Consider the following 25,100-nt stretch of genomic DNA (forward strand, 5'->3'; position numbering starts at 1 on the left):
AGCTGGCTATTTAACATTCTGCACGTAAAAACCGCTACTTGCATTCGTGGGTTCGAAGACCTCTAATACTTAGTGGTGTAAATAAAAGGCAAGAGCCTCTTTGGAGCAGTAACACAGTGAGCAACTACGAGCACGTACTGGTAGCACTTCGGCGAGTTATTCGGGCAACAGATCTACATTCCAAGCGTCTTAGCAAGAATGCCGGGCTTACCGGCCCGCAGCTATTAATTATGCGAACCATTCGGGAGCTAGGCGAGGTTACCATCGGTACCATTGCCGACAAAGTAAGCTTAAGCCAGGCTACCGTAACAACGATTCTTGATCGCCTAGAGCACAGGCAACTGGTTTATCGTGTTCGTAGCACCCAAGACAAGCGCAAGGTTCATGCTCACCTGACTGAGGAAGGCGCAGACATACTTTCCCGCGCGCCCAACCCGTTGCAAGAAGAGTTTATTAAAAAGTTTCAGAACCTTCATGAGTGGGAGCAGAATATGATTCTGGCCTCTCTTCAGCGGGTGGCCAACATGATGGATGCCGACGATATTGATGCCTCGCCTGTGTTGGATGTAGGCCCGGTATTGAAGGACGATGGCTGGAATGAAAAGGCGTAAATTTTTCTCTCGATCTGGTCGGTGATGTAAGTGGCCCCGCAGATTGGGGGCGCAGCGAGCTTTATCTTGAGGATGAATTATTGGTAATGGTACACTGAGCGTACTATTCTATGCAGGAAATCGGTGCGGTCGCACAGCTTCTGATTTTCACGCTGGCGGAACTTGGAGTGGAGTTGTGCAGTTGATGATCTTTGCCGTATTTCATCAGCACTCCATTGGAACAACCTGTGATCGCTATTAGTCAGCTTAAATTCAGTTACACATCATCGGCCGGCCCAGTGCTGACGGGAATTGATCTTGATGTGCCCGACAGTGCGTTATTCGGTCTGCTTGGCCCCAACGGCGCCGGCAAGACTACGTTGTTGTCGATTTTGGCCGGTTTGATTCCGTGTCCGCAGCAGTCTGTTTTCATTAACCGCAAGGATCTGTCTACCCCGGCTGGTCGTGCTGCCTCTAGGCTTTCACTGGTGCCGCAGGAGTATGCCTTTTATCAGCCACTGACCGTGCGGGAAAACCTGGCATTTTTTGCCGGTGTTCAAGGCGTGCCGGCAAAGAACGTTGAACAGCGTATTCAGGAGGCGGTTGCACAGACCGGGCTGGCGGAGAGGCTAAATAGCCGCGCGAGCAAATTGTCCGGAGGGCTCAAGCGCCGGTTGAACCTGGCAATCGGTTTGTTGAACCGCCCTCGCTTGTTGTTACTGGATGAACCAACGGTGGGCATTGACCCCCACTCCCGGCACTTTATTCTTGAAACTCTTCGAAGCCTGGGCGCTACCGGTACCACAGTGATTTACACTTCCCATTACATGGAAGAGGTGGAAGAACTTTGTGATCATGTGGCTATTATGGACCACGGTCGAATACTCCGTAGCGGCGCCTTGGTTCAATTGTTGGCCGAGGCGCCGCAAACGGGGCATCGTCGCAAATCCAGCCTCGAGTCCCTGTTTCTCGATCTCACTACTCGCGATCTGAGGGACTGAGATGGGCGTTATGATCGCACTGATCCGCAAAGAATTTCTGCTACTGTGCCGCGATCCCCACGGCTTGCTGTTGCTGTTTGTGATGCCCGCCGTATTTGTGTTGATCATGACTTTTGCCTTGCAAAACCAGTACGCCATAGACAAGGACGTGACGCTGGATTTCCTGCTTTTTAGTGAGGATAACAGCGGGCTCAGTACTGCCTTTGCCCGGGAGCTGGCTACTATGGCTCCCTTGCAAAGGGTGCCCACACAAAGCAACTGGCAGAAAATGCAGGCTCTGGCACAAGCAGATAAAGTGAAGTTTTTGGTCCGGGTGAAACCCGGATTTGATCAGTTGCTTATTGATGGTGAACCGGCGGTCGAAATTCTGTTTTCACCAGGAACGTCGCCAGTATTTGCCAGTGTTGCACAGGCCCGGGTGACAGAACTATTGAACCGGCTGTACCTGCGTTATCGGTTGGCAACCATGCCGGGGGTGCAAAGTAGCTTGGTAGCCAATGCCTCGGATCTCGTTGAGGCCAGCTCCCTGTATGATAACAGTGGCGCCTTGCCGTCATCGGTGCAGCAGAATGTGCCCGCCTGGCTGCTGTTTGCCATGTTTTTTATCGCCATTCCTCTGTCGACCACTCTGATCAACGAGCGCCAGCAGGGTACCTTGTTGCGGCTGCAAAGCATGGGTGTCGGCCCGGCGCAGCTGCTGGCCGGTAAAGTGATTCCGTTTTTCATTGTCAACTTGCTACAGGTGGCGGTATTGTTCCTGATCGGCCTATATCTGATTCCGCTGCTGGGTGGTGATCAACTGACTCTGGGCGCAAATCCCGAGGGTTTGGTACTGGTGGCAGTGGCCGCTAGCCTGGCGGCGGTGAGCTATGCTCTTTTGATTGCGCAGATCGCCAAAACCATTGAGCAGGCCACCATTGTTGCTGGCGTTCTTAACATCATTATGGCGGCGCTTGGCGGCGTAATGGTCCCCAGATTTTTGATGCCTGATGCCATGCGGGAAATAGGCAGCTATTCGCCTATGTCCTGGGGGCTCGATGGTTTCTTTGACATCTTATTACGCAATGGCACAGCGGTTGATGTGCTGCCGGAAGTGGGTGCCTTGTTGGGGTTTGCAGCGCTTATGCTGAGCCTTGCGATAGGCATGTACCACCGTGCCGCACCTGAACGAGGGTAAATCAAATGACGGCCAACAACATGAGTGATGGTATGAACACGTCGCAACTTAAAACGGAACTCAAGGAGTTAATTGTTGAGGAATGCGATGTGGAAATTGGGGCCTGCGATATTCAGGATGACGAACACCTGATCGGACCGGATAGCCGGCTGAATCTGGATTCGTTGGACGCTCTGAGCATATCTCTGGAAGTGAAAAGCCGCTACAAAAAACATATCGACAGTGGTAACGAAACACGCATGGCATTGACCTCGGTAGCGACCTTGGCCGAATTTATTCTTGCTGACTAACATCGGGCTATTGAGCGCTCAATGAAAGACCTGAATCAATCAACAAAAGTACCCGTAAGAATTGTCGCCAGCGGCCTTGTCAGTGCTCTGGGTAATGGCAAATGCAGCAATCTCACCGCGCTGTTCAGGGACACAGCCGCCGCCCCGGGCCGGTTGTCTTTGAAGCTTCTCGAAGAGCCTGTGGATATTCCTTACCATGCAGTTTCCGGAGCCCCAGAGGCAGCAGAAAATCGCTTGCACTGGTTACTGGATCAGGCGATCAATGAGCTATTGACTGAACACCCCTTGGCCCGGGAGCAACGCGCGACTATTCCGGTATTTATTGGTTCTTCCTGTTGGGGAATCAGCATTGCCGAGGAAGAGTATCGCCAGCAATGCCACGATAACCCAGACACTGCCATTCCGATGCCGCTGGACGGCCTCAGCCAAATTAGCCGGTATCTGCAAAAACAGTTCGGCTTTCACGGTGCAGACTTTGCGCTCAATACCGCCTGTACAGCCACTGCCAACGCCATACTCAGCGCGGCGGCGGCCATTGGTGCCGGGATCAGTGACCATGCTCTGGTGGTTGGCCTGGAAGTCCGAAACGATACCACTTTGGCCGGGTTTCATGGCATGCAATTGTTGGCACAAGACAACATGCGCCCATTTGATCGGCAGCGTGACGGCTTGGTGTTGGGTGAGGGTTGCGGAGCCATGCTTTTGTCAAAGTGTGAAAGCCACGACTCAGGTGTTTTGATTTTGGGTGGTGCCAGTAACTGCGATACGTTTAGCATTTCCGCTTCTAACCCGGATGGCAGCACCATTGCGGCGGTGATGGCTGACGCGATGGGCCGGAGCGGCCTTGCGCCTTCCGACATTCAGGCAATCAAGGCCCATGGTACCGCTACGCCCCTGAATGATGATGGCGAAGCCGCCGGCATGCGCTGCGTTTTTGACACAGTACCGCCGTTTTTCTCCCTGAAGGCGGCGCTCGGGCATACGCTGGGAAGTTGTGGCGTGATGGAAACCCTGTTAGTTGCTGCGGCCCTTCCTCGAGGCAGACTGCCGGCCAGTGCCGGATTTTCCGAGCCTGACCCAAGCCTCGGTGTGGCGCCGATATCACAGCCGCTACTGGTGGGCCCTGGTAATTATTTGCTGAACTTCTTCGGGTTTGGGGGCAATAACTCCAGCCTGATTATCCGCTATCAAGATTGAGTTGACCCCGGGATTCGAACTTATGCTCGATATTATTGCCATAGGAGACTACTACCAGGGCGTTGACCCCGATCAGGGGCTGACCGATATGAGAGCCGCTGCCACGGAAGCGTGTTGCGAGCGCTTTCGACGCATTGACCGGTTCACTCAGATGGCACTGATTGGTTCGGCCCAATGTGTTGAAGGCGCTGAAGTTAAACCCGATGCGGGGTTGTACATCGGCTCTCGATTTGCCTCCTTGGGCAGCATCACGAAAGTTCATGAGCAGATGGTTGGTAGGGGTTCGGTGCCAAAGCCCGCCAATTTCATCAACACGCTGAGCAACTCGGCAGGCTATTTTGTTGCGCGCAACCTTGGGTTGCGCCATCGTAACCTGTTTGTCTCACGGGGCGATGCCTCGATGGTTGCTGCACTGCAACTGGCGGCCATGGATGTAAGCACGGGCGCCGTATCTCAGGCATTAGTGGGGGTCGTGGAAGAGGCGGTTTTGCCGCTTGAACATCATCATTTTCGTCTCGGGGTGGAACCGGGTACGGAAATTGGCGAGGGCAGTCACTGGTTATTGGTGGCGCCTGAGGGCAGCGCCGATAGCCTTGCCTCGATAACAGACATGATTACTCTGGTAGACGAGCAGGCGCTGGATCAGTGGTTGAACCAGCTCGACCCGGCTACCGAGTACCGAGTGTCTCTGTCGCCCTGGACTCGGCAGCGAATAACCTCGAGCTGTTTGCAAAACCGGCCGCGGCTCAGAGGCTTTGATCCGGCGCTGGCCGTGTATCCGGGCTACGTTGCCGGTGCAACGATTCGCTATCTGCAGTCGGGTGAAGCCTCACCCCTGATTGTTATTGCCGCCGATACCGATGGCCGTTTTCACGCTATTGTTGCTTGGCCCAAGCGGGCGAATTGAAGGTGTCAGCGCAATTTGAGCTCCAGCAGTTGCCGGTAACCCTGTTGTTCCATATCGGCCACGGTGCGCAGTTGCGTGGCCAGCTTGCTGTAGTCCAGCGCAGTGCGTCCCTTGAGCATCTTCGCCGCATAAAGCGCAAAGCGGCGCCACTCATCACCGGCGTCGGTGAACTGGTCAGCGGCTTGCGCCAGGCCTTCATGAGAAAGCAGGTGTGCCGATTCCTGCAAGAACGAAGCGAACAGAAAACGGAAGCCGGCACCGCCAGTGCCAATCTCTTCTTGCATGCGCACCATATGGCCGATAAGCAGCTTGTTGTAATGCTCATTGGCGGGCGACAGCTTATCCATGTGCCGGGCAACGTGGCGGATGCCGCTCACACCGATAAACGGCAGGGGCGTGCGCGTCATCATATTAGCGGTTGAGCGAATGGCGCGGGGAATGGCTGCGGTTAAATCCGGTGTCTGCGTGATGGTTTCCGGGTAATAAATCAGCCCTTTCGGAGCCAACATCCCTTTGACGAACCTTGCCCGCTGAAGGGAAGCAACATCTGCCCGAACCGGCTGTTCGAACGTTGGGTCGCTGATCAGGTAGTCATCGCCCTCTTTACCGTAGGCCACCATGTTGTGAGCATTGAAGTGGAAGCGCATGTTTTCCGGGAAGTAGGGCAGCCAGTAAACCGATGCCTGCAGGCCTACCGGGGATCCTTGTTCCAGGTATTTGTCCAACGCTACTGTTCCATCTTTCGGGTTGCGGAAGCGCTGAAAATGGAAGCGTATGCCCAAACGCTTGCTTAGTCCGCGAATGATGCGGCCCGGAGGCATGCGGTAGGCCAGTAGCGGCATGCCGCCCACCCTCACCAACGGAATGTAGGCGTAGGTGAGGGCGGAGGACAGCCCGAATACCATGGGTTCGGACAGGTCGAGACCGTTATGGCGCAGCAGGGCTGCCACGGCACCGCTTTCGCAGTGGGCGGTTTGCTGGTGGTTGAAATCAGTCATTTTGTGGTGTGTCTTCCGGCGGGAGTGTGCGCAGTTGCTCGGCGGTCATCTGCAGCGCCTCTTCATAACGCCGCAGCTTGTGTGGTGCCAGGCCTTTGAAAATGGCCGGTTTCAGGTGCCGGCGGACCTGCCAGCGAAAAAAGCCTGTGGCCTGAGCCAGAATTGTCACATCCATCCGATGTGCGTACATGTGGTACTCGAGCACAGAGCAGAGCCGCAAATTCGCCCGCTCACGGGCCTCACGGGCAAAGCGGTTATATTCTTCTACCGCCTGATCCAACACCACGTCCTCGGCTTCCCAGCCACTGGATAGCGCCGTGGTGTATTCGCCGTTGGCGTCTCGGGCATACAATCGTTTCTTTTGACCTTCGAACGATTGCGATTCGTCTTGGGGCACCTCGTCCAGCTTCATGAGAGGCCCTGATGATCACAGACAGTTAATTGCATAAAAGATGAGGCGAAACGGCCACTTTCAGGCACCCAGCAAAGCAGCTTCTGACCGGGTTCCAGTTTGCCAGACTGGTACAGTTCCTCAAGCATGATGTAGATCGATGCAGAGCCTGTGTTGCCTTTGTGGGATAAATTAGTGGCCCAGCGTTCGAATGGAATATCCAGCCCGCCTTTCTTTAGGCCCTCATAGGCCCGCTCGCGGAAGTAGCCAGACGAATAATGCGGAAGAAACCAATCGATATCATCGCCAGACAGTTGATATTTTTCGGTTATTTCGGGCAGATACTGCTCGATAGTGGTCGAAACAATGTGTTCGTTCAAAAGGCGAACATCTTGCTTGACGGCAAAGATCGACTCCTTCAGCCAAGTTTCGTGAGACAGATCTTTCCAGCTTTCCAGGCTGCCGTCTTCGCGCTTGCGAGCGCCCGCGTACATGCAGGCATCCAGCTGATTGGCAAAGGAGCGAAGTTCGATCCAGTCGATTCTCAATGACAGGCCTTCTTTGGCTGGAGTGGGCTCAAGGGCAACCGCACCTGCGCCGTCTGACAGCATCCAGCGCAAGAAATCTTTATCAAAGGCCACTTCCGGCTTTTTTTCAAGGCTGTCTAACGAGGCAACAGTCTCTGGCTCGAACAACTTGCCGCGCATGACCGCCGATGCCACTTCCGACCCCGTACTCACCACTCGCTGATGCTGACCTGTGGCAACTGACATCCAGCCGTACTTAAGTGCCGACATTCCGGCCAGGCAGACACCAGCGGTTGCTGCTACCTCGCAAGGAGGGGAGGCCAGTTCGCCGTGAACCATAACCGCATGGCTGGGCATCAACTGGTCGGGCAGGCTGGTTCCGCAAACTAGGCAATCCATGGCTTTGCTGTATGGGTCGCCCAGTGCGCGAATAGCTTCGGCAGTCAGTTCCGCGTTGGTATGCGTGCGCTCGCCGGTCTTCGGATCCACTGCGTAATACCGGTTTTTGATCTTGTTACTTTTCAGGATCACCCGCCGTGCTCGTGAAGGCTGAGCGCCAGCCTGGCCGAGCACCGATTCTATGTCGTCGTTACCAACAGGTTCATTGGGCAGTGCTGTGGCGATAGCGGTAATGTAAACGTTTTGCATGTATTAAACAGCTCGGTAACTGGCCGGGGCCGGAAAATTAAAAAAACCTAGGGTCTTAATCACCTGAAGGCGCACTGAAATAAGCTTTTTGCCGCGCAATGCGCTTGCGTGTAAATGGCGAAAGCAAGCGCTTGATTAGCATGCCTGCCGGAACCACTGTCAGAATCATGGCCACCAGGAAAACCGAATAAAACACCAGCACCGGTTTGCGTTGCCAAGCTCCTCGAGGCCCGAGTGCCCGAAGCAGCCGGCCCCAAATGCGAAACGCTCGCTTGCCAGTTCTTTCACTGGAAATCAGCCCCTCGTTGATACGCACGGCTGCCAGCCCCCGGAGCATGTCTGGAGATACTTTTTCTTTAACTCTCAACCGGTCGCGAATACGTCGGCCAAAGCGTTCACTGTCGACCATGGCCTTCTCTGAAACGCCGGCCTTTGGGATTAGGCCACCCCAGAACGGCCCTTTGCGCCCAGTGAGCACCCAAAGAGGCGTGGCAAAAAAGCTCAGCAGCGAGCCTGCTTCATCCACCATGGCCACATTGCCCACCAGGCTGGCATTCAGCTCCGTTAGCTTCTGCTTCATATCTTCTTGGGCCATCAGCCACATATTTCGGCAGGCAATCAGCGTAACCACGGGCGTGTTGTCAAGCAACTGCCTGGCAACCGGATGCTGAAGAAACGCCGTCATTGGAAGAGCAGGGGAAAGAAACCAAACCTGATACGCCAGAATGACAAGATCAAAATTCTCATCACCAGACACGCCCGGCGCTTCAATAGGGGGCGGGTCCAGATAGACAGATTCGGGAAACGTATCGAGAAATGTCAGAAAGGGCCACGGAAACGGGAAATCCTCTACCGGCTTGATGTTTTCGAATGTCACCGAAACGTCATCCGATTCGACCAGTGGTCGCGTAAATTCCCGCACGACATTATCGAGCTGCCCGCTCTGGGAATAGTGTACGACCAGAACCTTCTTCATTGTTAGTTTCCAGAATTCTGTGCCAGAATCGCGTGAATTAAAATTCTTCACGCCCTTCATATTGTTTGGGCGCGCGACTATAACACAGGACAATTTTCATCTGAATCCTCCCGGTAAAGTTGAAGTCATGCAATTTGATTTTGAAGTATCTGGGGCCCATCGGGCCTTCCCCGGCCATTTCCCAGGCGCCCCGGTTGTACCGGCGGTGGTATTAATTGAGTACATGACACGGGGGCTGGAGCAGACAACCGGAAAGCCGGTAACCAACATTCGACAGCTGCGCCTGCTGAGCCTGATAGCGCCTGACAAGCGGGTTGACGTTGAATGCCAGGAGAAAACACCCGACTCCTGGCGACTAACGTGCACCGTCGCCGGCGAGCCTGTAGCGAAAGCCATATTCAGCAGCGAGCAACTTCAAACCGGCACAGATAGGCACCTGCAGTGTGACCAGCCGAGATATCAATCTGCCCAAGCGGTTTATGATCGGTTACCCCACGCGGATGCTATGCAACTGATCGAGAAATTTGCTCTTATTGATAATGGTGCCCAAACCCGGGCAACCATCACCAACAATCACCCGCTTGCTGATACACATGGCCTGCCTGCGTGGGCAGCACTGGAATACGCCGCACAACTGATGGCATGCCGAAAACTCAGCATGGGCGGCGAGCCAATGAGCAGGGCAGTCATCGTGCTGGTGCGTGCGTTGCGTCGCTATACGGTTGAATCAATGCCGGCGGAAGGAGAGCTGATGGTGGAAGTTACTGAGAGAGTCGCGCAGCCAGGCGCGGTTCAGTGCGCGTTCACCGCAGCTTACGGTGAGGAGCGGATTGCAGCCGGCGAGTTTACCGTTGTCAGCGGCGTTTAAAAATGAGCTGCTTAACGAGCCGATACTCTTGAATTCCGAGGCCGGTACCCAATATAGACTCTAATCAATAGTGAACATTTCAGGTGCCTAACATGAGCAGTTCTCCCCATATATTTGAAGCCACCATGGAAAACTTTCAGCAGGAGGTTATGGAAGCCTCCTCTGCCACGCCCGTGCTGGTGGATGTTTGGGCCGAATGGTGTGCGCCCTGTAAGCAGCTTATGCCTGTGTTGGAAAAGCTCGTAGACGAATACCAAGGTGCATTCCGCCTTGCCAAAGTGAATGCGGAGGAGCAAGAGCAACTTACCGGCAGTTTGGGTGTGCGTAGCCTACCAACGATTATTTTGGTGAAAGATGGCCAGGCTGTAGACGGCTTTAACTCAGCCCTGCCAGAGAGCGACATTCGCAAGATTTTAGAGAAGCATGTAGAGCTACCCGAAGAAGACCCATACGAGAAGGCCCACCGCATTTGGAACGAGGGCGACGTAAACGGCGCGATGGACATTCTTTCTGACATGAACCAGAAAGATCCAGAAAACCTAACAGTGCTAATTGACCTAGCCCAACTAAAAGCAGAAACCGGTGATCTTGAAACCGCTGAACAGGTTCTTAAAAGCCTGCCGCCAGAAGAAAAGCTGCAACACCAAGCAAAGCAACTGGCAGCCAGAATTAAGTTTTTGAAGCAGTCTGCCGAGCTGCCGCCTGTGAAAGATCTGGAAATGGCATTGGAACAAGACCCAAAAGATCCGAACGCCTTGCACTTGCTGGCTCTGCACCATGTTTTGCAAGACAAAAATGCAGAAGCTATGGAGCTACTGATTCGGTTGATGCAGGTAGACAGCAAATACAAAGATGAAGTGGCTAAGACTACGTTGGTTGAGCTGTTTGAGAAGCTTGGGAACAGTAATCCGGATGTGCGCACCTATCGGCGTAGGCTTTATATGTTGATGCATTAATCGCAATAGCCCGCTGTGGGGCGTTCAAAAATACCCCGCAGTTGGCTGGCCTCAGATATATATAGAAACACGATTTTACTCTATTTGACTTTTCGTCCTGTCGTATTGGGCTACTATCTTCCGTGAAACATGAATGGCGTTTAATAATAAGCCTTTATCACGGAGAAGATAATGAAACCTGCCTTCAAAAAAGCTGCTTTATCAATTGCTGTCGCTTCAACACTTGCTCTCGCCGGTTGTGGCGGTTCGTCTGGCTCTGGGTCGACACCGCCACCCGCTAATACTTCTTCAGCACCTGCATCGTCTGTAAGTGGTGCCGCAGTAAAAGGAATTGTTAGTAATGCCGATGTAACGGCTTATGACTTGGATAATGGCAACGCAGTCGTAGGCGCTGCGACCACTGATCAGAATGGTGAGTACGAAATCAGCCTTGCTGACAATTACAGCGGTGGCCCCCTCAAAATCATTGTAACGCCTAGTGCTGCATCCAAAATGGTCTGTGATGCTGTCTCCAGCTGCGGAAGCGTTGCTAAAGGCGAGGAGCTCGATTTACCTCAGGGGTTCAGCCTTTCGACGATCACCGCCAACACCAAAGGCCAAGATAAAGTTAGCGCGCCAGTAACTGCCTGGACGACGATTGCGGCCAAACGTGCTGAAAAGCTGATTTCTGAAGGCAAATCTACTGCAGGCGCCGCAGGCATCGCCAATGCAGAAGTTTCCCGTGCAGCTGGTTTTGATATTGAGCGCACTAAGGCAAAGAGCATTACGTCAGCGGATATCAGCACGGCGTCTGGCGACCAGCGCAAAGCGGCTTTAATGAATGCGGTTGTAGCAGAGGCGATTTTCAAGCCTGCCCCAGCAGGTGGTAATGCAGATTTTGTTGCAAATCTTGAACAGCTGTCTACCGCATTTGAAGACGGTGTATTTGGATCTGAAGACACCAGTAGCGAAGAAAACTCGCTCAAGCAGGCCCTGGCAGATGCCGCGAGCGATGTGGCTCGCGATCCCGAACTATTAACTTCCTTTGCAAAAGAAGTTAATAGTGTTGCAGAACGCCAAGTGGCGCTTGAGGAAGATAAGCCTTTGGCTGTGAAGGATCAGGTTAGTCAGAATGAAAGCGACTACACGGGTGACCGTGGGCAGAAGATTAACAGCTTCAAGAATTTTGTTGCTGACGTGCGAGCATGGGCACGGGCTATTGAAGGGCAGGATAGCGATGCTTTGGCAGCTGCAGTAAAGGTTGACCAGACAACGGTAAAAAATATCTTCAAGTCCACTACAGAAGGGCAGTTTGAATTTGCCGGGCTGGTGATTGAATCCGCGTTTGGCTTTTTAGCGGATAATCCGGAAGAAGCCAGCGCTCTGATCAAGAATGGTGGTAGCCGCACCGTCGATGTGCTGGACGAGACAGATCAGAAAGTCGGGGAAATAGCTGTCGGCTTTTCTGGCTACCAAGGTGGCGTTCAGGTTCGACTTCAAGGTGCCGCTACTGATTCGAACAACAATACGCTAGCTCCTCTTGATTTGACACTTCGTACCGATATCCCTCTGGATCTGGTGGCTAATCCTTACGAAGACGGCTCTGTGGATTTGGTTGTTAACAGGCTGGCGGCGCAAAGTAACATTAGTGTGTCTGGCACCCTGGGTGAATCTTTGATTGAGTTTAAAGATACAAAGCTGAATCTCGCTTTGAACCAGCCATGGAATGCCTCATCAGCGGGCGGCCTGTTTGATGATCCAAACCTGGATGCCGAATTTAACAGCCGCTTTGTGTCTGCGCAATTCACCGGTGGCCTTGCCGTAACAAGCGTTGAAGGCGATCAGTTTGAAGGAAACGTAGATCTGAAATTGGTGCGGCTTGGCGATGCAGGTGCGGGGCGCAACTCTGCGCTGACTCAAAGCCGGGTAGCATTGAAGAGTTTTGGTATGAATGGCGCATTCAAATCAGCGGATTTAAGTCATCAGTTCGAGGCCAGCGCCAAGCTGAACATCCGCAATGCCGACAAGTTCGATGTGGTTGCCTGGGCCGATTACAGCCGGCAGGCGCGCCCTGTGATGGTGAGTGTGCCTAACTCTGATGTGGGAGGGTTAATTCCCCAATTGGCAGAGCAACCTGTGATCGGGTTTGCAGAAGTTTATCCAGATTACGGTATGTCGGATCAGTTCAGCGTTTGGGGGGGGGGCATTTTACGCCACTGAAGGCGCTCTCGCTTGGAATAGGTACGACCTGAATAAGCAGCAGATTGAGACCGTAAAAACGGCACTGATCGCTAAGCTGTCAGGCGTCTATGCCAGTGGGTTTACAGTGGTGCCGCAGGGAGCTGTTCCTGAGACTGGCGGGCAAAGCTATTCAGTTGATGCACTTTTGACAGGAGATGGGTTTTACGCAAATGGTGATTCCTGGGGCCCTTCTTTTGAAAATGTCGTTGCGCCAGGCATCCCTGATGGAAGGGTTTATTCTTCTAACTCTGGAGTTCCTGAGCTGATAGGGAATGTTTGGAGTTGGAGTGGTGCGAAAGTATTCACTTTGAATATGAGCCCCGAGCTTGCTAGTGAGGTTGTTGCGGCGATAAATCCGGCTGAATTCCTTGTGGCTGGTGCCGAGCCTGAATCTTTCGGTATCAACTCTTATAATGGTGAGTCTTACGGATACATTGACTACTCTGTGCCTGTCACTCGCGCGCGTTTTGACAACTGTGTTGCCGACCCAGGGGTGATGCTGAAAGCGTACCAGGGATATACAGAATACGGAGTAGCAGGAGACGATGCCGTCATTGACTGTGCTCATGCAACTTTGGCGTATGAACCAGTTGATAGAGCCGTTGAGTCAGCAGCCGCAGATCAGGCGGAAGCTGCGGGTGTTGGCAAACTCAAATCGGGCCTGGATGTAAACATAAGAGAGGGTGTTTCGTCCTCCTTGTGGAATGCTCGTGTTACCTTTGGCGAGCTTGCTGACAACAAACCGGCGCAGCTCGAGTTGATGACTGAATTCCCAGATCTGGAAACAGCAGACCACTTTCTCGAGGGATCAATTGTTTTGAGTGCGCGCGTTCAGATTCCGGGGTCACAGGACGCTCAGGAAGTTCAGGAAGCTAACGTGACATTGACGCTGGACCGCTCCAGCCAGAAAGGTGGAGACGTTGAGGCTAATGTAAGCTGGAACGGAGGCAACTACACGGCAGTTGTAAGCTCGGAGAACTTTGAGGATTTGCAAGGAACAGATGTTATTACTGCGGAGTTTTCTAATGCTGAAGGTTACCGTCTTACGTTGGCCGGCTCCTTCGATGAGAATAAAAAGCTGACTAATTTAACAGGTGATGCCTACGTTAAGGATACGGACATTGGTAACGTGGAATATCGCAAAGGTAGGCCGGTTATTACCTACCCGAATGGCACAGTAACCGAGTTTGAGACTCTGTTCTGATGACAAAACCGGAAAACCGGAAAAAAGGGTGGGGCTTTGGCCCCGCCTTTTTTTTCATCGCAGCAATTATGACCACCTCTTCTGCGGCCAGTTACGAGTTATTCGGGCGAACTGAAAATCAGTTTCTCAGCGAGCCTGAGCCAATCCGAGCGAGCCTCAACGACTGGGGCTCGGAGTTTTCACGTGGCGAGCGCCAGTGGGCAATCAGTCATTTCGAACTGGGCGTACGCTACCAAGGGATAGAAGTGTCCGTGCAGCAGCGTGGTTTAGTGGATTTGCGCATGAATGCGGAGCTTGCGGAATACTGGGGGCGGATTGACGCCGGTTTACCTCTTGATGAGGGAGCTCAAATACCGGCGCAATTGAGCGTTGATGGCTTCTCTGCCCGTGCACTGCGTTTGGGCTATCTTTTTACCTGGGATCGAGGGGCTCTAACCGTTGGTGCAGCCGTACTTGACGCAAAACATCTGGTGGCAGGTGATCTGGCAGGTGATATCCAAGTAACGAATTCGAGCGATTACGTGTTCAGCGCTCAGGTTGATTACAGTTACTACAGGGATGTGCTTTTTAATCGCCCCATAGCAAACGAGCCGGTAGGTATGGGCTGGGCGGGAGATCTTCGTGCCCATTGGCAGCTTGATGAGAGCTGGCTCTTCAGCTTAAAGGTCGATGACATCTTTGCTCGAATCCGGTGGGAAGACGCGCCCTACACAATTGCCAGAGGCGATTCTGATATCAAGCCTGGTGACGGCAGTAGCCTTGGCAGCGGCATTGAGGGCTATCGTGACGTATCCCAAAGGCTTGATCCTCGGTATCAGATAGCTACTGTACTTTCGGAAGGCCCTTGGTCAGCACACCTACAAGGCCAGTATCAGTTCGGCTACGGCTTCGTTGGTTTCGGTGCAGGGTACCGCTATGCCAGCGGACTTGCGCTAAAGGGACTGTACTGGCCGAAATACAAAACGATTGGTGTTGAAGCCGAATATAAGGGCTGGCGGGCCGCGCTAGCCGCAGATCAGTTGGAATGGCGCAAAGTACAGTCGCTGAGTTTTAGTTTGTCGTATGGGTACTAACTGGTAGCGGCTACCTGGGTCGAAAATCCCAGATAGCCGTATTTTTCTTACAAATCAGTTGAAAATCTTCTATATGGGATACGGCTACCAGCTATCTCAAAGAGTAAGCTTTAAGCTTCATCTCCCGCATGCTCGTCTGGTTCAGCTTCTTCTCCGGCATGCTCATCTTCTTCGTCTTCCGTCTTCGAATCCTCATCAGAATCCGCTTCTTGTCCTGCATGTTCATCACCACTGCTCTCTTCTACAGCCGTGCCACCATGTTCGTCCTGAGCAACAGCAACGCCACCAAAGGCGAGGGCGGCAAGCAGGAACATTAGATAGGTCATAGATTGGAGTGTTTTCATTTTAATTTCTCCTTTGGGTGTCAGTGCTACTTAGTTGTACGTGCTCTTGAATATACGGGCAATGCTCTAGGGTGGATTTCTTGGTGCTTGATTCCGTGACCGAAATGGCTCGGTTAGCCAGGTGCTGAACGACAAATAATCCTCTCGGCCCTCCGCAAGGCCTAGGTTCGTCATTTCCTGTTCGTCGGGTTCGGCGTAGGTGCCAAACAGGCGATCCCAAACAATGAAGATAGTGGCAAAGTTGGCATCGCCTGTGCGCCGAGCCACCGTATGATGACTGGTATGGAATCTGGGCGTTACGATGAACTTCCGTAGCCTGCGCTCCCAGTGCTCGGGTAAATCAATGTTGGAATGATGAAACTGGCTAGCAAGGCTTACCGCAATTTCGAACGCGATAAAACCCGCAAGGGACGGCCCCCAGAGTGCAATCCAGGTTAACTTTACAAAAAAGGAAATGAACAGCTCCCCTGGGTGAAATCTAAGCGCTGTGGTTATGTCTACGTGGGTGTCCACATGGTGCACCTTGTGGAATCGCCAGAGCAGGCCAAGCCGGTGGTTAAATCGGTGCCACCAGTAGTCCAGCATATCCAGCACGATGATCGTGGCAATGATGCCACCAAGCCCGCTGTACCCGAGTATTGGGGCTAAGCCCCATCCCTGTTCCACCACTAGTTCTGTCCAGTAAAGAACCGGCGCCAGAATGATCAGTTTGAGTAGCACTGTGTTGAATATAGCCATGGACAGGTGCGTGCGCAGGCGTTTGCCCCGCGTCTCTTTGTAGGGGCGAGCCGCAAACAGCGTTTCCACCCCGTAAAGAAGGGCGAAACCCAGCAGGAATATAATCAGTTTTGCGTCATCCATCGCTTCGCGCCTGCTTACCGAAGAAGGTTTATTCTGTCATTCACAAAATTGTATCTCGGTTGCTGTACCCATTGGTTGTTTGAGCGAGTGGGGAGTTTGTGGACGTTTTCTTCGTAAACCACCAGTTCACCATCCAATTCCTGCAGCCAGAAATCGAGATCGTAGGTTTTATCTGGGTCGTTAATGGCGGCGAAGTTGGTGCAAGCAAAATAGAATTGGCCGTCGATCACGCGAACCGGGTCGTGGATGATCTGAAACCGCAGTTCCAGATTTTGGCTAGTGCGTGGGTCGGTGATTTCGAAAACGCCAGGGTTGCCGAGAGCCGTGCGTTGGCTGATGTGATCGCGCATCGCCGCTTTGATCTGGCTGGTTGTAAAGCGTTTGTTGCTTGATGATTCTGGTGTGGCGAGGGTTTTTGGCTCATCGCTACTCTGCGTAACACTCTGATTCTTCTGGTTGGTGGTTTCGGTTACATCGCTTTTGTCGCTACCGCAGCGTGCAAGGAGTAGTAGCAGAATGATGGGTAAGGCGATCCAGGCTTTGTGGCGGAGCCACTCTGTTCCAGAGGCTTGCATGCTCTGCTCCCACAGATGAGTTTGTATAGGCTATTGGCTAATAGTAGTCCTTACGTTGGTTGGTGCAATTTGGATGCTTGGGGTGGGCACAAAAAAGGGCCAGATGAATCTCTCCATCTGGCCCTTCTCTAAAGTAGTTTTAAGGTACCAGCCCTCAGCCTTTCCCCAGCTTCATCGCCTCAAATTCATCCTCAAAGAAAAACTTCTCTTCACCAAACGCCGGCTCCAGCTCGTGCAACCAGGTGGCCGTTTCGCTGTACTTGGCAAAGAACGGGCGCTGCACCCAGTCTGGGTTGCGGCCTTGCAAAAAGCGCAACACAAACACCTTCTCGCCGTGAATCTCGGCAATGCCTTGAATCTCCACCTTGCCGGGGCCAGCGCTCATGCTGGGGCCGCGGGCGGTGCGGGCCAGGCCGCTGACTTTCTTCATGGCTTCGCGATAAATTTCGAAGGCTTGCGCTAGCGGTATTTCAAAGTAGTTCTTGGCGCCGGTATCACGCTCCACAAACATGTAGTAGGGGATAATGCCCAGCTGTACTTCTTTCTTCCACAGTTTGGCCCAGGCATCGGCATCGTCGTTAACGTGCTTAATCAGCGGGCCTTGCGCGCGAATTTCAGCACCTGTGGCACGGATACGGCGAATCGCCTCTTCCGAAATCTCAGTGGTGATTTCTTGCCAGTGGTTGTAGTGCGCCATGATCGCTACGTGCTTGCCGGCATCTACCAGGCGAGCAAACAGGTCAATCAGCTCGTCTGCATCTTTGTCGGTTACAAAGCGGTATGGCCAAAAGGTGAGCGCCTTGGTGCCAATGCGGATGGTTTGAAGGTGGTCAAACTCTGGCTGCAACAAAGGCTCAAGGTACTGAACCAGGCTCTTGGTTTTCATCACCATGGGGTCGCCACCGGTCACCAACAGGTCGGTTACTTCGGTGTGTTCCTGCAGGTAGCCGTGCAGCTTGCTAGCCTCGGTGCTCGACATCTTCAGGTCTTTATCACCCACAAACTGCGCCCAGCGAAAACAGAAGGTGCAATAAGAGTGGCAGGTTTGGCCTTGGGCTGGGAAAAACAACACGGTTTCGCGGTACTTGTGTTGCACGCCGTCTAGCACCTCGCCTTCCAGCTCTGGCATGTTCATTTCCATTTGGCCGGCTGGGTGCGGGTTCAGCTCATCGCGAATCTCTTTGGCGACTGCTTGAATCTCTTTTTTCTCGGCGCCTTCGCGGTGCATTTTGGCCATGCGGTCAAAGTGCTCGTCTTTGAGCATACCTTTTTGTGGGAAAACCAACTGATAGATGGGGTCGTTGGGTACTTTGTCCCAGTTGATCAGTTCGTTGATTACATACTCGTTTACTCGAAAGGGCAATACGCTGGCCACTACCTTCATTTCAAACAGGGTGTCTTCGGGCAGGCTCTGGATAATCTCAATCTTATCTAGCTGGCGGTCGGTATAAACCTTAAAGCGCCGTTCTTCGAACTCGGTGGTAGGAATTCGGTTAGGAAAGGTGACGATTGAATTCATAGTTCGCCCTCTGTGGTTAAAAGTGAGAAATAGCAGGAGGGCAAAAGAAATGCCGCTCCGATGGTCAAAAAATGGGCAGGCGAGTATACATAAATAGCTGTTTAGTTTCAGTTCTAATTAAAAAAGAGCGAATAAAAAGCAAGCTCCATCCGTTTTTATTATGTAACTAATTGATATTAAATAATTAAATGGTCAGTTGGTGATGCATGGTGATAGCTGGGTCATTTAGTACGGTAACGATTGAAACCGGTAAAAAAGGTACTAAGACGTTGGTCTGAGTTTGGTTGTTTGGTGCTCGAAAAAGAGGCATTATTGCGTAACTAATCGTAATAATTTTTAGAAATCGCCCGAATAGTTTACGTTTTACGGAATATTTTCGGTCAGTTTGTAGTAAAAAAACTACAAGTCTGCAGGGCTGGCTGAATGCCCTGGCTAGATTTTGGCAAGAAATAGGCGAACACGTGGCTTCGGGCAGTAAAACTATAAAAGCTGTTCTATGCTTGGTAGATGCCGGTTGCGGCACCTGCTGCACTTTTATGATGTGAAGGGGGAGGTTGAATGCACCACGATGAAGATCCCATTGAAACGAGCGAATGGCTTGATGCGCTCGAGTCATTAATAGAGAACGAAGGTATAGACCGGGTAAAATACATTTTGGAGCGGCTTTCTGAGCGCGCCAGCCGGGATGGCACCGAGTTGCCTTATTCTATTACTACGCCATTTCGGAACACGATTCCCGCAGCCCAAGAGGCCCGTATGCCGGGTGATCTGTTTATGGAGCGCCGGATTCGTTCGCTGATTCGCTGGAACGCCATGGCAATGGTTGTGCGGGCCGGTAAGCGCCCGGGCGATCTGGGTGGCCACATTTCCACGTTCTCATCTGCTGCCACTCTATATGATGTGGGCTTTAACTACTTTTTCCACGGTGGCGACGATAAGCGTGAATCAGACTTGGTGTATTTCCAGGGCCATGCGGCACCAGGTAACTATGCGCGTTCCTTTTTGGAAGGGCGGTTTACCGAAGAGCAGCTTGATAAATATCGCGAGGAAGTGGATGGCGATGGCCTGTCTTCTTACCCGCACCCCTGGCTAATGCCGGATTACTGGCAGTTCCCCACGGTATCCATGGGGCTTGGGCCAATTCAGGCAATTTATCAGGCCCACGTGATGAAGTATCTGGATGGCCGCGAGCTCATTGAAATGGGCGATCGCAAAGTCTGGTGCTTTGTCGGCGATGGCGAAACCGATGAGCCAGAAACCCTTGGGTGCATTTCCAAGGCCGGTCGTGAGAATCTCGATAACCTGGTGTTTGTGGTGAACTGCAACCTGCAGCGCCTGGATGGCCCGGTGCGAGGTAACGGCAAAATTATCCAGGAACTGGAAGGCGCGTTCCGTGGCGCTGGCTGGAACGTTATCAAGGTGGTTTGGGGTCGGGTGTGGGACACTTTGTTCGATCAGGATAACAACAGTGTGATGCAGCGCGCCATGGATGAAATCTGCGATGGTGACTTGCAGAACTACACCCACAATGGTCCGGCACATACACGCAAGCATTTCTTCGGCAAGTATCCAGAGATGGCCAAACTGGTTGAAGACTGGTCTGATGAGGATATCAACAAGCTTAACCGGGGTGGTCACGATCCCTACAAAGTTTATGCAGCTTATAAACAGGCGGCAACTGAGGCCAATGGCAAGCCAACCGTGATCCTTGCTCATACCATCAAAGGCTACGGCTTTGGTGCAGCGGGTGAATCCCAGAACACAGCGCACTCCCTGAAAAAGCTCGACATGGATACTCTGAAGGCTTTCCGTGACCGCTTTGCGATTCCACTGAAAGACGAAGAACTGGACGACGTACCCTATTATCGCCCGGCGCCAGACAGCCCAGAGCTGGTTTATATGAATAAGCGCCGTCAGGAATTGGGTGGTTTCTATCCCCGCCGCCGCAAAGACAGCCAACCGCTGAAGATTCCCGATTTGGATATTTTCAAGCAGGTGCTGGAAGGTTCAAACGGCCGGGAAATCTCCACCACCATGGCGTTTGTTCGCCTGCTGAGTGCGCTGGTTAAAGACAAGCGTATTGGCAAGCGCATTGTGCCTATTGTGCCAGATGAGGCCCGTACCTTCGGTATGGAAGGTATGTTCCGTCAGCTCGGGATTTACACCGCTGAAGGTCAGAAATATGTACCTCAGGATCGTGACCAGATCATGTATTACCGTGAGGACAAAAAAGGCCAGATCCTGCAGGAAGGTATTAACGAGGGTGGCGCTATGGCCGCGTGGATGGCGGCTGCGACCTCGTACAGTACCAACAACTTCCCGTTGATTCCGTTCTATGCGTTCTATTCCATGTTTGGTTTTCAGCGTGTGGGTGACTTGGCCTGGGCTTCTGGTGACATGCAGGCGCGGGGCTTTCTGATTGGTGGCACCGCCGGGCGAACCACGCTCAATGGTGAAGGGCTGCAGCACCAAGATGGGCACAGCCATATTCTGGCTAACACTATCCCCAACTGCCGCGCTTATGACCCGTCTTACGGGTATGAAATGGCCGTGATTGTCCATCATGGTATGAAAGAGATGTTTGAAGAGAACCAAAACGTTTTCTACTACATCACCATGGAAAATGAGAACTACGAACAGCCTGCTATGCCCAAAGGATGCGAAGACGGCATCATTAAAGGGATGTACAAGTTCGAGTCTGTAGAAGTGAAAGGCGGCAAGAAGAAGCTGCGTGTGCAGTTACTTAGCGCTGGCGCGATTATAAATGAGGTTCGAGCAGCGGCTCAAATGCTGAAAGACGACTGGGGTGTTGCCTCGGATGTGTGGAGCGTAACCAGCTATAACGAACTGGCTCGTGATGGCCAGCACGTTGAGCGCTGGAATCTGATGCATCCAGATGACAAGGGGCGTAAGGCGTATGTCACCCAGTGTCTGGAGAAGCAGATTGGCCCGGTCGTTTCTTCTACGGATTACATCAAGCTGCACTCAGAGCAACTGCGTGCCTTTATCCCGAAAACCTTCCATACCCTGGGAACCGATGGCTTTGGTCGCAGTGATACCCGGGAGAAGCTGCGGAGTTTCTTTGAGATAGATCGCTATCATGTGACGGTAACGGCTCTTTCTGCTCTGGCCAAAGATGGCGAGATTAAAGAAGAGCAGGTTTTGGAAGCCATGCGCAAGTACGGAATCGATCGCAACAAAACGAACCCGGCGCACTGCTAAGGAGACCGTCATGAGTGAACAGGAAATTAAAGTTCCCGATCTCGGCGGGGCAGACGAAGTTGAAGTGATTGAGCTTCTGGTCAGCGCTGGCGATTCGGTTGAGGCAGAAGATCCGCTTTTAACCATTGAGACCGACAAAGCTTCGGTAGAGTTGCCATCCCCCGGCGCCGGTAAGATCACCAAGCTTACCGTGAAGGTGGGCGACAAGGTGAAGGAAGGCGACGTTGTGGGCATGATGGAGGCAAGCGACGGATCTGGAGGGTCAGACAACTCTGGCGATTCTGACGATTCAGAAAATGAGCCGGAAGAAAAAACGGAAGATGCCCCGAAAGAGGAGTCAAAAGGTCAGGCCGAAGCGCAAGATAGCAAGCCCGCGCCGAAGAAAAAATCTGGCGGCTCCCGCAAGGAAACTGTGCTGGTCCCACCTCTTGATGGCATGGAAAACGTGCCGGTTATCGAAATCAACGTGTCTGAGGGGGACACCATCGAGGCAGACGATGCCTTGGTAACGGTTGAGTCCGATAAAGCGACTATGGAAATTCCATCGCCCTATGGCGGTAAGGTTGCAAAGATTCTGGTGGCCGAAGGCGACAAGTTGTCTGAAGGCGATAAGCTTCTGGAGCTGACCGTTGTTGAAGACGGTGATGATGAGGATGGCGGCCAAGACCAAGCGCCTACCGATTCTGGCGAGGAAGCCAAGCCTGAGCCTAAAACAGACGAGGCAGCACAACAGAAAGAGCCAGCGGCACAGGCTCAGAGTTCCACCTACGAGCCGCCCGCACCAGGCGCCAAGGTTCATGCTGGCCCAGCCGTACGCAAGCTAGCCCGGGAGCTGGGTGCGGACATGACCCGCATCAAAGGCTCTGGCCCGAAAAGCCGGATTCTGAAAGACGATGTGCAGGATTATGTGAAGAGCCAGCTGCAGCAGTCCCAGCAGGGTGGCTCAGTGGGCACAGGCTCTGGTATTCCAGGTGTGAAGCTGCCTGACTTCAGCCAGTTTGGTGAGGTTGAGCGCGAGGCCATGTCGCGGATGATGGCGGTTACGGCCACCAACATGCAACGCAGCTGGCTGAACGTACCCCATGTGACCCAGTTTGAAGATGCAGACATCACAGATATGGAGGCTTTCCGTAAATCCCAGAAAGCCGCCGGTGAGAAAAAAGGCGTGAAGATGACGCCGCTGCCCTTCATTTTGAAGGCCTGTGCAACCGCGCTGGCGGAGCTACCCCAGTTTAATGTGTCTCTGGATATGGAGCGCAAAGAGGTGGTTCGCAAGCAGTACATTCACATTGGTATTGCTGTGGATACGCCCAACGGGCTGATGGTTCCGGTGATTCGCGATGTGGATCAGAAGGGCCTTTGGGAGCTGGCGGCTGAAAGCGCCGAACTTGCGCAGAAGGCTAGGGATAAAAAGCTGAAGCCGGCAGAAATGCAGGGCGCCTGCTTTACCATCACCAGTTTGGGTGGTATCGGCGGCACGGCGTTTACGCCGATTGTGAATACACCGGAAGTGGCGATCCTTGGGGTATCCAAGGCGGCGATGAAGCCGGTTTGGGATGGTGCTGAGTTTCAGCCTAAGCTGATGTTGCCACTGTCGTTGTCCTACGATCATCGGGCAGTGAATGGAGCCGATGCGGCCAGATTCACCTCGCTGCTCAGCCAGCTTATGGGGGATATCCGAACCCTGTTGCTGTAAGCCGGTGTTGCTGGTTTTCTGATCTGGCGCAATAGGCGCTGGCAGAAGCCAGGTACACTTGCAGTTCAGATAGCACAGAGAATGCAAAAGGGGTGCAGAGCAATCTGTACCCCTTTTTGCTTTTTTGTATATAGATCGGTTTATGCCGCCAGGAGTTTGTATGAGCACAGACTTGAATCTTGCAGCCATTATTTACGACAGCGACGAGCAGCCCGTGGATAAGTTGCTGCACGATATGGCCGCAAAGCTGAACCGCCGTGGTGACCGGGTGGCAGGGCTGGCCATGGCGCTAAATGCGCAAGGGCTGCGGCGAACACCCATGGCGTTGCAAGATCTGGAAACGGGCGAGGAATACTCCATTGCACAGAAACTGGGCAAAGAGTCGCAATCCTGCTGCCTGGACCCTCATGGCCTGGCAGATGCCACCAGCGTGCTACGTGCAGCTTTACAAAAGCCACCAGGGTTGGCGGTGGTGAATCGGTTTGGGCAGCAGGAAATCGACGGCAAGGGGTTTCGTGCCGAGCTTGTTCAGTTATTGGACGCGGGTATACCCGTGCTTACAGTAGTTAAGCGTAAGTTTCTTGCGCAGTGGCATGAGTTTGCGGGAGAGGGCGCGGTTGATTTGCCGTTTTCTGAGGTGGCTGTGGGGCGGTGGTGTGATGAGGTTTTGACTGATTTTTAGGGCTAGAAATAAATACACCCCGGAAGTCCGGGGTGTATTCTATTGCTCGTTTAGCAGTAGGTTTTAGAAGTTGTACTGAGCTGCGAACATCAAGCGGTTGGCGTCTTCGCTGTTGCCCCCCTCTGACTCAGTGCTGAAGTATCCATACTCAACACCCATCATCACGTTCTGTACAGGAGTCCACATGTAGTTAACAAGAACGTTCTCTCGCGTTTCGTTCTCGTCGTTAGTGGTGAATGCTGCGTAGTCTTCAACATCAAGAGTGGTTATGCCATAGGCTATGTTGACGCTGCGACCGCCACCAAGATTCATAGAGGCGCCCAGTGTGCCACCAAAACCTGAAATGCTCTCAAGGTTGTTATTGGCGTCACGGTAAGCGTCTGAGCCGCCAGAGAGGTAGAGATACCCACTAGCACCATCTGTATAGTTTAATGCACCACGGATGGTGAACATGTCGGACAGTGCCATGCTTGCTGCGCCAAATACGCCATAACCAAGTGTCGAATCATCATTCGTGCCGTCGTCATAGGCGTTCTGTTTCACCAGAGCCGCTGCTGAATAGGCGAATCCGCCCGCGCTGTCCTCCAAACGCGCTGTCAGAGCCGGCATCCCATCTTTTTGTGAGTCGGACGGGCTGACATCGCTGGCCCCTTTCGGATCTTCAATGGAGAATGACATTGGACCAGAGGTGTAACGCAACTGCGCTGTACGAACCTGATAGCCGGCATTCCCTGCAATACCGTTGAAATCCAGTGTAGGGGTGCTCCCTACGAAGCTTGTGTAGTTCGACCATGTTTGGCCGGCCAAAACGCCATTATAAGAGCCATAGGCATGACGCAGGCGGAAGTCTCCTCCAGAAAAGTCACCTTCGACGTTAAACATTACACCGTCAGCGTTGGTTGCTTTCAGGCCAACACGGCTTTGTTCAGCAGAAGCACCAAAGTGGCCCTCGTTTTCGCTACTTGATACTTCGTCAAAGGAGCCCGACTGAGTACTGTTGGCAATATTTTCATTAATGTCATAACTCATACTCAACCGAGCATACCCGTAAAGCTCTGCGTCTACATCACCCGCACTAAAGCTAAATGCATGCGCCTGACCGGCCACACCCAACACTGCCACAGCCGCCGTCGCACGAATGGCCATTCTCAATTTGTTGCTTTGCATTGTTGTTGTCT

23 protein-coding genes are annotated in these 25,100 nt (G+C 52.8%); 14 read left to right on the forward strand and 9 right to left on the reverse strand.

Features of this window, described 5'->3' with window-relative positions:
* Positions 1–116: 116 nt before the first annotated feature.
* From ACTH3S_RS04065 to ACTH3S_RS04090, 6 genes are all read left to right on the forward strand, one after another.
* Positions 117–611: a MarR family winged helix-turn-helix transcriptional regulator gene (locus ACTH3S_RS04065; RefSeq protein WP_441807744.1), complete on the forward strand. Its 495-nt coding sequence runs from the start codon at positions 117–119 to the stop codon at positions 609–611.
* A gap of 227 nt (positions 612–838) precedes the next feature.
* Entirely contained in the window at positions 839–1,591 is a 753-nt protein-coding gene (locus ACTH3S_RS04070) for an ABC transporter ATP-binding protein (protein ID WP_441807745.1), read from the forward strand.
* A 1-nt stretch (position 1,592) separates the two neighbouring features.
* On the forward strand, positions 1,593–2,768 hold the full coding sequence (locus ACTH3S_RS04075; RefSeq protein WP_441807746.1) for an ABC transporter permease: 1,176 nt from the start codon (positions 1,593–1,595) through the stop codon (positions 2,766–2,768).
* Between the two features lie 5 nt (positions 2,769–2,773).
* The gene (locus tag ACTH3S_RS04080; protein WP_441807747.1) at positions 2,774–3,058 is read left to right on the forward strand and encodes an acyl carrier protein; all 285 of its coding nucleotides are present in this window, start codon (positions 2,774–2,776) and stop codon (positions 3,056–3,058) included.
* A 21-nt stretch (positions 3,059–3,079) separates the two neighbouring features.
* A complete protein-coding gene (locus tag ACTH3S_RS04085; RefSeq protein ID WP_441807748.1) occupies positions 3,080–4,255 on the forward strand; it encodes a beta-ketoacyl synthase N-terminal-like domain-containing protein in 1,176 nt (391 codons plus the stop codon).
* Positions 4,256–4,277: 22 nt separating this feature from the next.
* The gene (locus ACTH3S_RS04090; protein WP_441807749.1) at positions 4,278–5,162 is read left to right on the forward strand and encodes a beta-ketoacyl synthase N-terminal-like domain-containing protein; all 885 of its coding nucleotides are present in this window, start codon (positions 4,278–4,280) and stop codon (positions 5,160–5,162) included.
* A gap of 5 nt (positions 5,163–5,167) precedes the next feature.
* Here ACTH3S_RS04090 and ACTH3S_RS04095 read toward each other — a convergent pair whose 3' ends face one another.
* The 4 genes from ACTH3S_RS04095 to ACTH3S_RS04110 are packed head-to-tail and all read right to left on the reverse strand — an operon-like array spanning position 5,168 to position 8,702.
* Positions 5,168–6,160 (reverse strand): BtrH N-terminal domain-containing protein, encoded by a 993-nt coding sequence (locus ACTH3S_RS04095; protein WP_441807750.1) that lies wholly within the window; start codon positions 6,158–6,160, stop codon positions 5,168–5,170.
* The gene (locus ACTH3S_RS04100) at positions 6,153–6,572 is read right to left on the reverse strand and encodes a hypothetical protein (RefSeq protein WP_441807751.1); all 420 of its coding nucleotides are present in this window, start codon (positions 6,570–6,572) and stop codon (positions 6,153–6,155) included. The genes ACTH3S_RS04095 and ACTH3S_RS04100 overlap by 8 nt, the downstream gene beginning before the upstream one ends.
* A complete protein-coding gene (locus tag ACTH3S_RS04105) occupies positions 6,569–7,726 on the reverse strand; it encodes a beta-ketoacyl-ACP synthase III (protein WP_441807752.1) in 1,158 nt (385 codons plus the stop codon). Before ACTH3S_RS04105 ends, ACTH3S_RS04100 begins: the two co-directional genes overlap by 4 nt.
* A gap of 55 nt (positions 7,727–7,781) precedes the next feature.
* Positions 7,782–8,702, reverse strand: coding sequence for a dialkylrecorsinol condensing enzyme (locus ACTH3S_RS04110; protein ID WP_441807753.1), 921 nt, complete (start codon positions 8,700–8,702; stop codon positions 7,782–7,784).
* Between the two features lie 127 nt (positions 8,703–8,829).
* Between ACTH3S_RS04110 and ACTH3S_RS04115 the strand changes: the two genes are divergently transcribed.
* The 5 genes from ACTH3S_RS04115 to ACTH3S_RS04135 all read left to right on the forward strand — a co-directional run bounded on the left by ACTH3S_RS04115 (position 8,830) and on the right by ACTH3S_RS04135 (position 15,023).
* Positions 8,830–9,570 (forward strand): hypothetical protein, encoded by a 741-nt coding sequence (locus tag ACTH3S_RS04115; protein ID WP_441807754.1) that lies wholly within the window; start codon positions 8,830–8,832, stop codon positions 9,568–9,570.
* A gap of 92 nt (positions 9,571–9,662) precedes the next feature.
* The gene (locus ACTH3S_RS04120; RefSeq protein WP_441807755.1) at positions 9,663–10,526 is read left to right on the forward strand and encodes a tetratricopeptide repeat protein; all 864 of its coding nucleotides are present in this window, start codon (positions 9,663–9,665) and stop codon (positions 10,524–10,526) included.
* A 171-nt stretch (positions 10,527–10,697) separates the two neighbouring features.
* Positions 10,698–12,725: a hypothetical protein gene (locus ACTH3S_RS04125; protein ID WP_441807756.1), complete on the forward strand. Its 2,028-nt coding sequence runs from the start codon at positions 10,698–10,700 to the stop codon at positions 12,723–12,725.
* A gap of 334 nt (positions 12,726–13,059) precedes the next feature.
* Positions 13,060–13,950: a hypothetical protein gene (locus ACTH3S_RS04130; protein ID WP_441807757.1), complete on the forward strand. Its 891-nt coding sequence runs from the start codon at positions 13,060–13,062 to the stop codon at positions 13,948–13,950.
* A 68-nt stretch (positions 13,951–14,018) separates the two neighbouring features.
* The gene (locus ACTH3S_RS04135) at positions 14,019–15,023 is read left to right on the forward strand and encodes a hypothetical protein (RefSeq protein WP_441807758.1); all 1,005 of its coding nucleotides are present in this window, start codon (positions 14,019–14,021) and stop codon (positions 15,021–15,023) included.
* A gap of 110 nt (positions 15,024–15,133) precedes the next feature.
* On the opposite strand, the gene ACTH3S_RS04140 is transcribed toward ACTH3S_RS04135, so the two are convergent.
* The 4 genes from ACTH3S_RS04140 to ACTH3S_RS04155 all read right to left on the reverse strand — a co-directional run bounded on the left by ACTH3S_RS04140 (position 15,134) and on the right by ACTH3S_RS04155 (position 18,322).
* Complete coding sequence (locus tag ACTH3S_RS04140) at positions 15,134–15,367, reverse strand: hypothetical protein (RefSeq protein WP_441807759.1); 234 nt, start codon at positions 15,365–15,367, stop codon at positions 15,134–15,136.
* A gap of 66 nt (positions 15,368–15,433) precedes the next feature.
* Positions 15,434–16,228 (reverse strand): sterol desaturase family protein, encoded by a 795-nt coding sequence (locus ACTH3S_RS04145; RefSeq protein WP_441807760.1) that lies wholly within the window; start codon positions 16,226–16,228, stop codon positions 15,434–15,436.
* A 14-nt stretch (positions 16,229–16,242) separates the two neighbouring features.
* Positions 16,243–16,803, reverse strand: coding sequence for a hypothetical protein (locus ACTH3S_RS04150; protein WP_441807761.1), 561 nt, complete (start codon positions 16,801–16,803; stop codon positions 16,243–16,245).
* Between the two features lie 154 nt (positions 16,804–16,957).
* Positions 16,958–18,322 (reverse strand): KamA family radical SAM protein, encoded by a 1,365-nt coding sequence (locus ACTH3S_RS04155; RefSeq protein ID WP_441807762.1) that lies wholly within the window; start codon positions 18,320–18,322, stop codon positions 16,958–16,960.
* Positions 18,323–18,880: 558 nt separating this feature from the next.
* Here ACTH3S_RS04155 and aceE point away from each other — a divergent pair.
* The 3 genes from aceE (at position 18,881) to ACTH3S_RS04170 (ending at position 23,922) form a co-directional block, all read left to right on the forward strand.
* Positions 18,881–21,544: a pyruvate dehydrogenase (acetyl-transferring), homodimeric type gene (gene aceE / locus ACTH3S_RS04160; protein ID WP_441807763.1), complete on the forward strand. Its 2,664-nt coding sequence runs from the start codon at positions 18,881–18,883 to the stop codon at positions 21,542–21,544.
* A gap of 10 nt (positions 21,545–21,554) precedes the next feature.
* The gene (aceF, locus tag ACTH3S_RS04165) at positions 21,555–23,240 is read left to right on the forward strand and encodes a dihydrolipoyllysine-residue acetyltransferase (protein ID WP_441807764.1); all 1,686 of its coding nucleotides are present in this window, start codon (positions 21,555–21,557) and stop codon (positions 23,238–23,240) included.
* 160 nt (positions 23,241–23,400) lie between these two features.
* The gene (locus ACTH3S_RS04170) at positions 23,401–23,922 is read left to right on the forward strand and encodes a DUF2478 domain-containing protein (protein ID WP_441807765.1); all 522 of its coding nucleotides are present in this window, start codon (positions 23,401–23,403) and stop codon (positions 23,920–23,922) included.
* Positions 23,923–23,985: 63 nt separating this feature from the next.
* On the opposite strand, the gene ACTH3S_RS04175 is transcribed toward ACTH3S_RS04170, so the two are convergent.
* Positions 23,986–25,100: DcaP family trimeric outer membrane transporter (locus ACTH3S_RS04175; protein ID WP_441807766.1), on the reverse strand; the 1,115-nt coding region annotated here is incomplete at its 5' end.

It is taken from the genome of Marinobacter sp. (assembly GCF_052094685.1).
In the GTDB taxonomy this organism is placed as follows: Bacteria; Pseudomonadota; Gammaproteobacteria; order Pseudomonadales; family Oleiphilaceae; genus Marinobacter.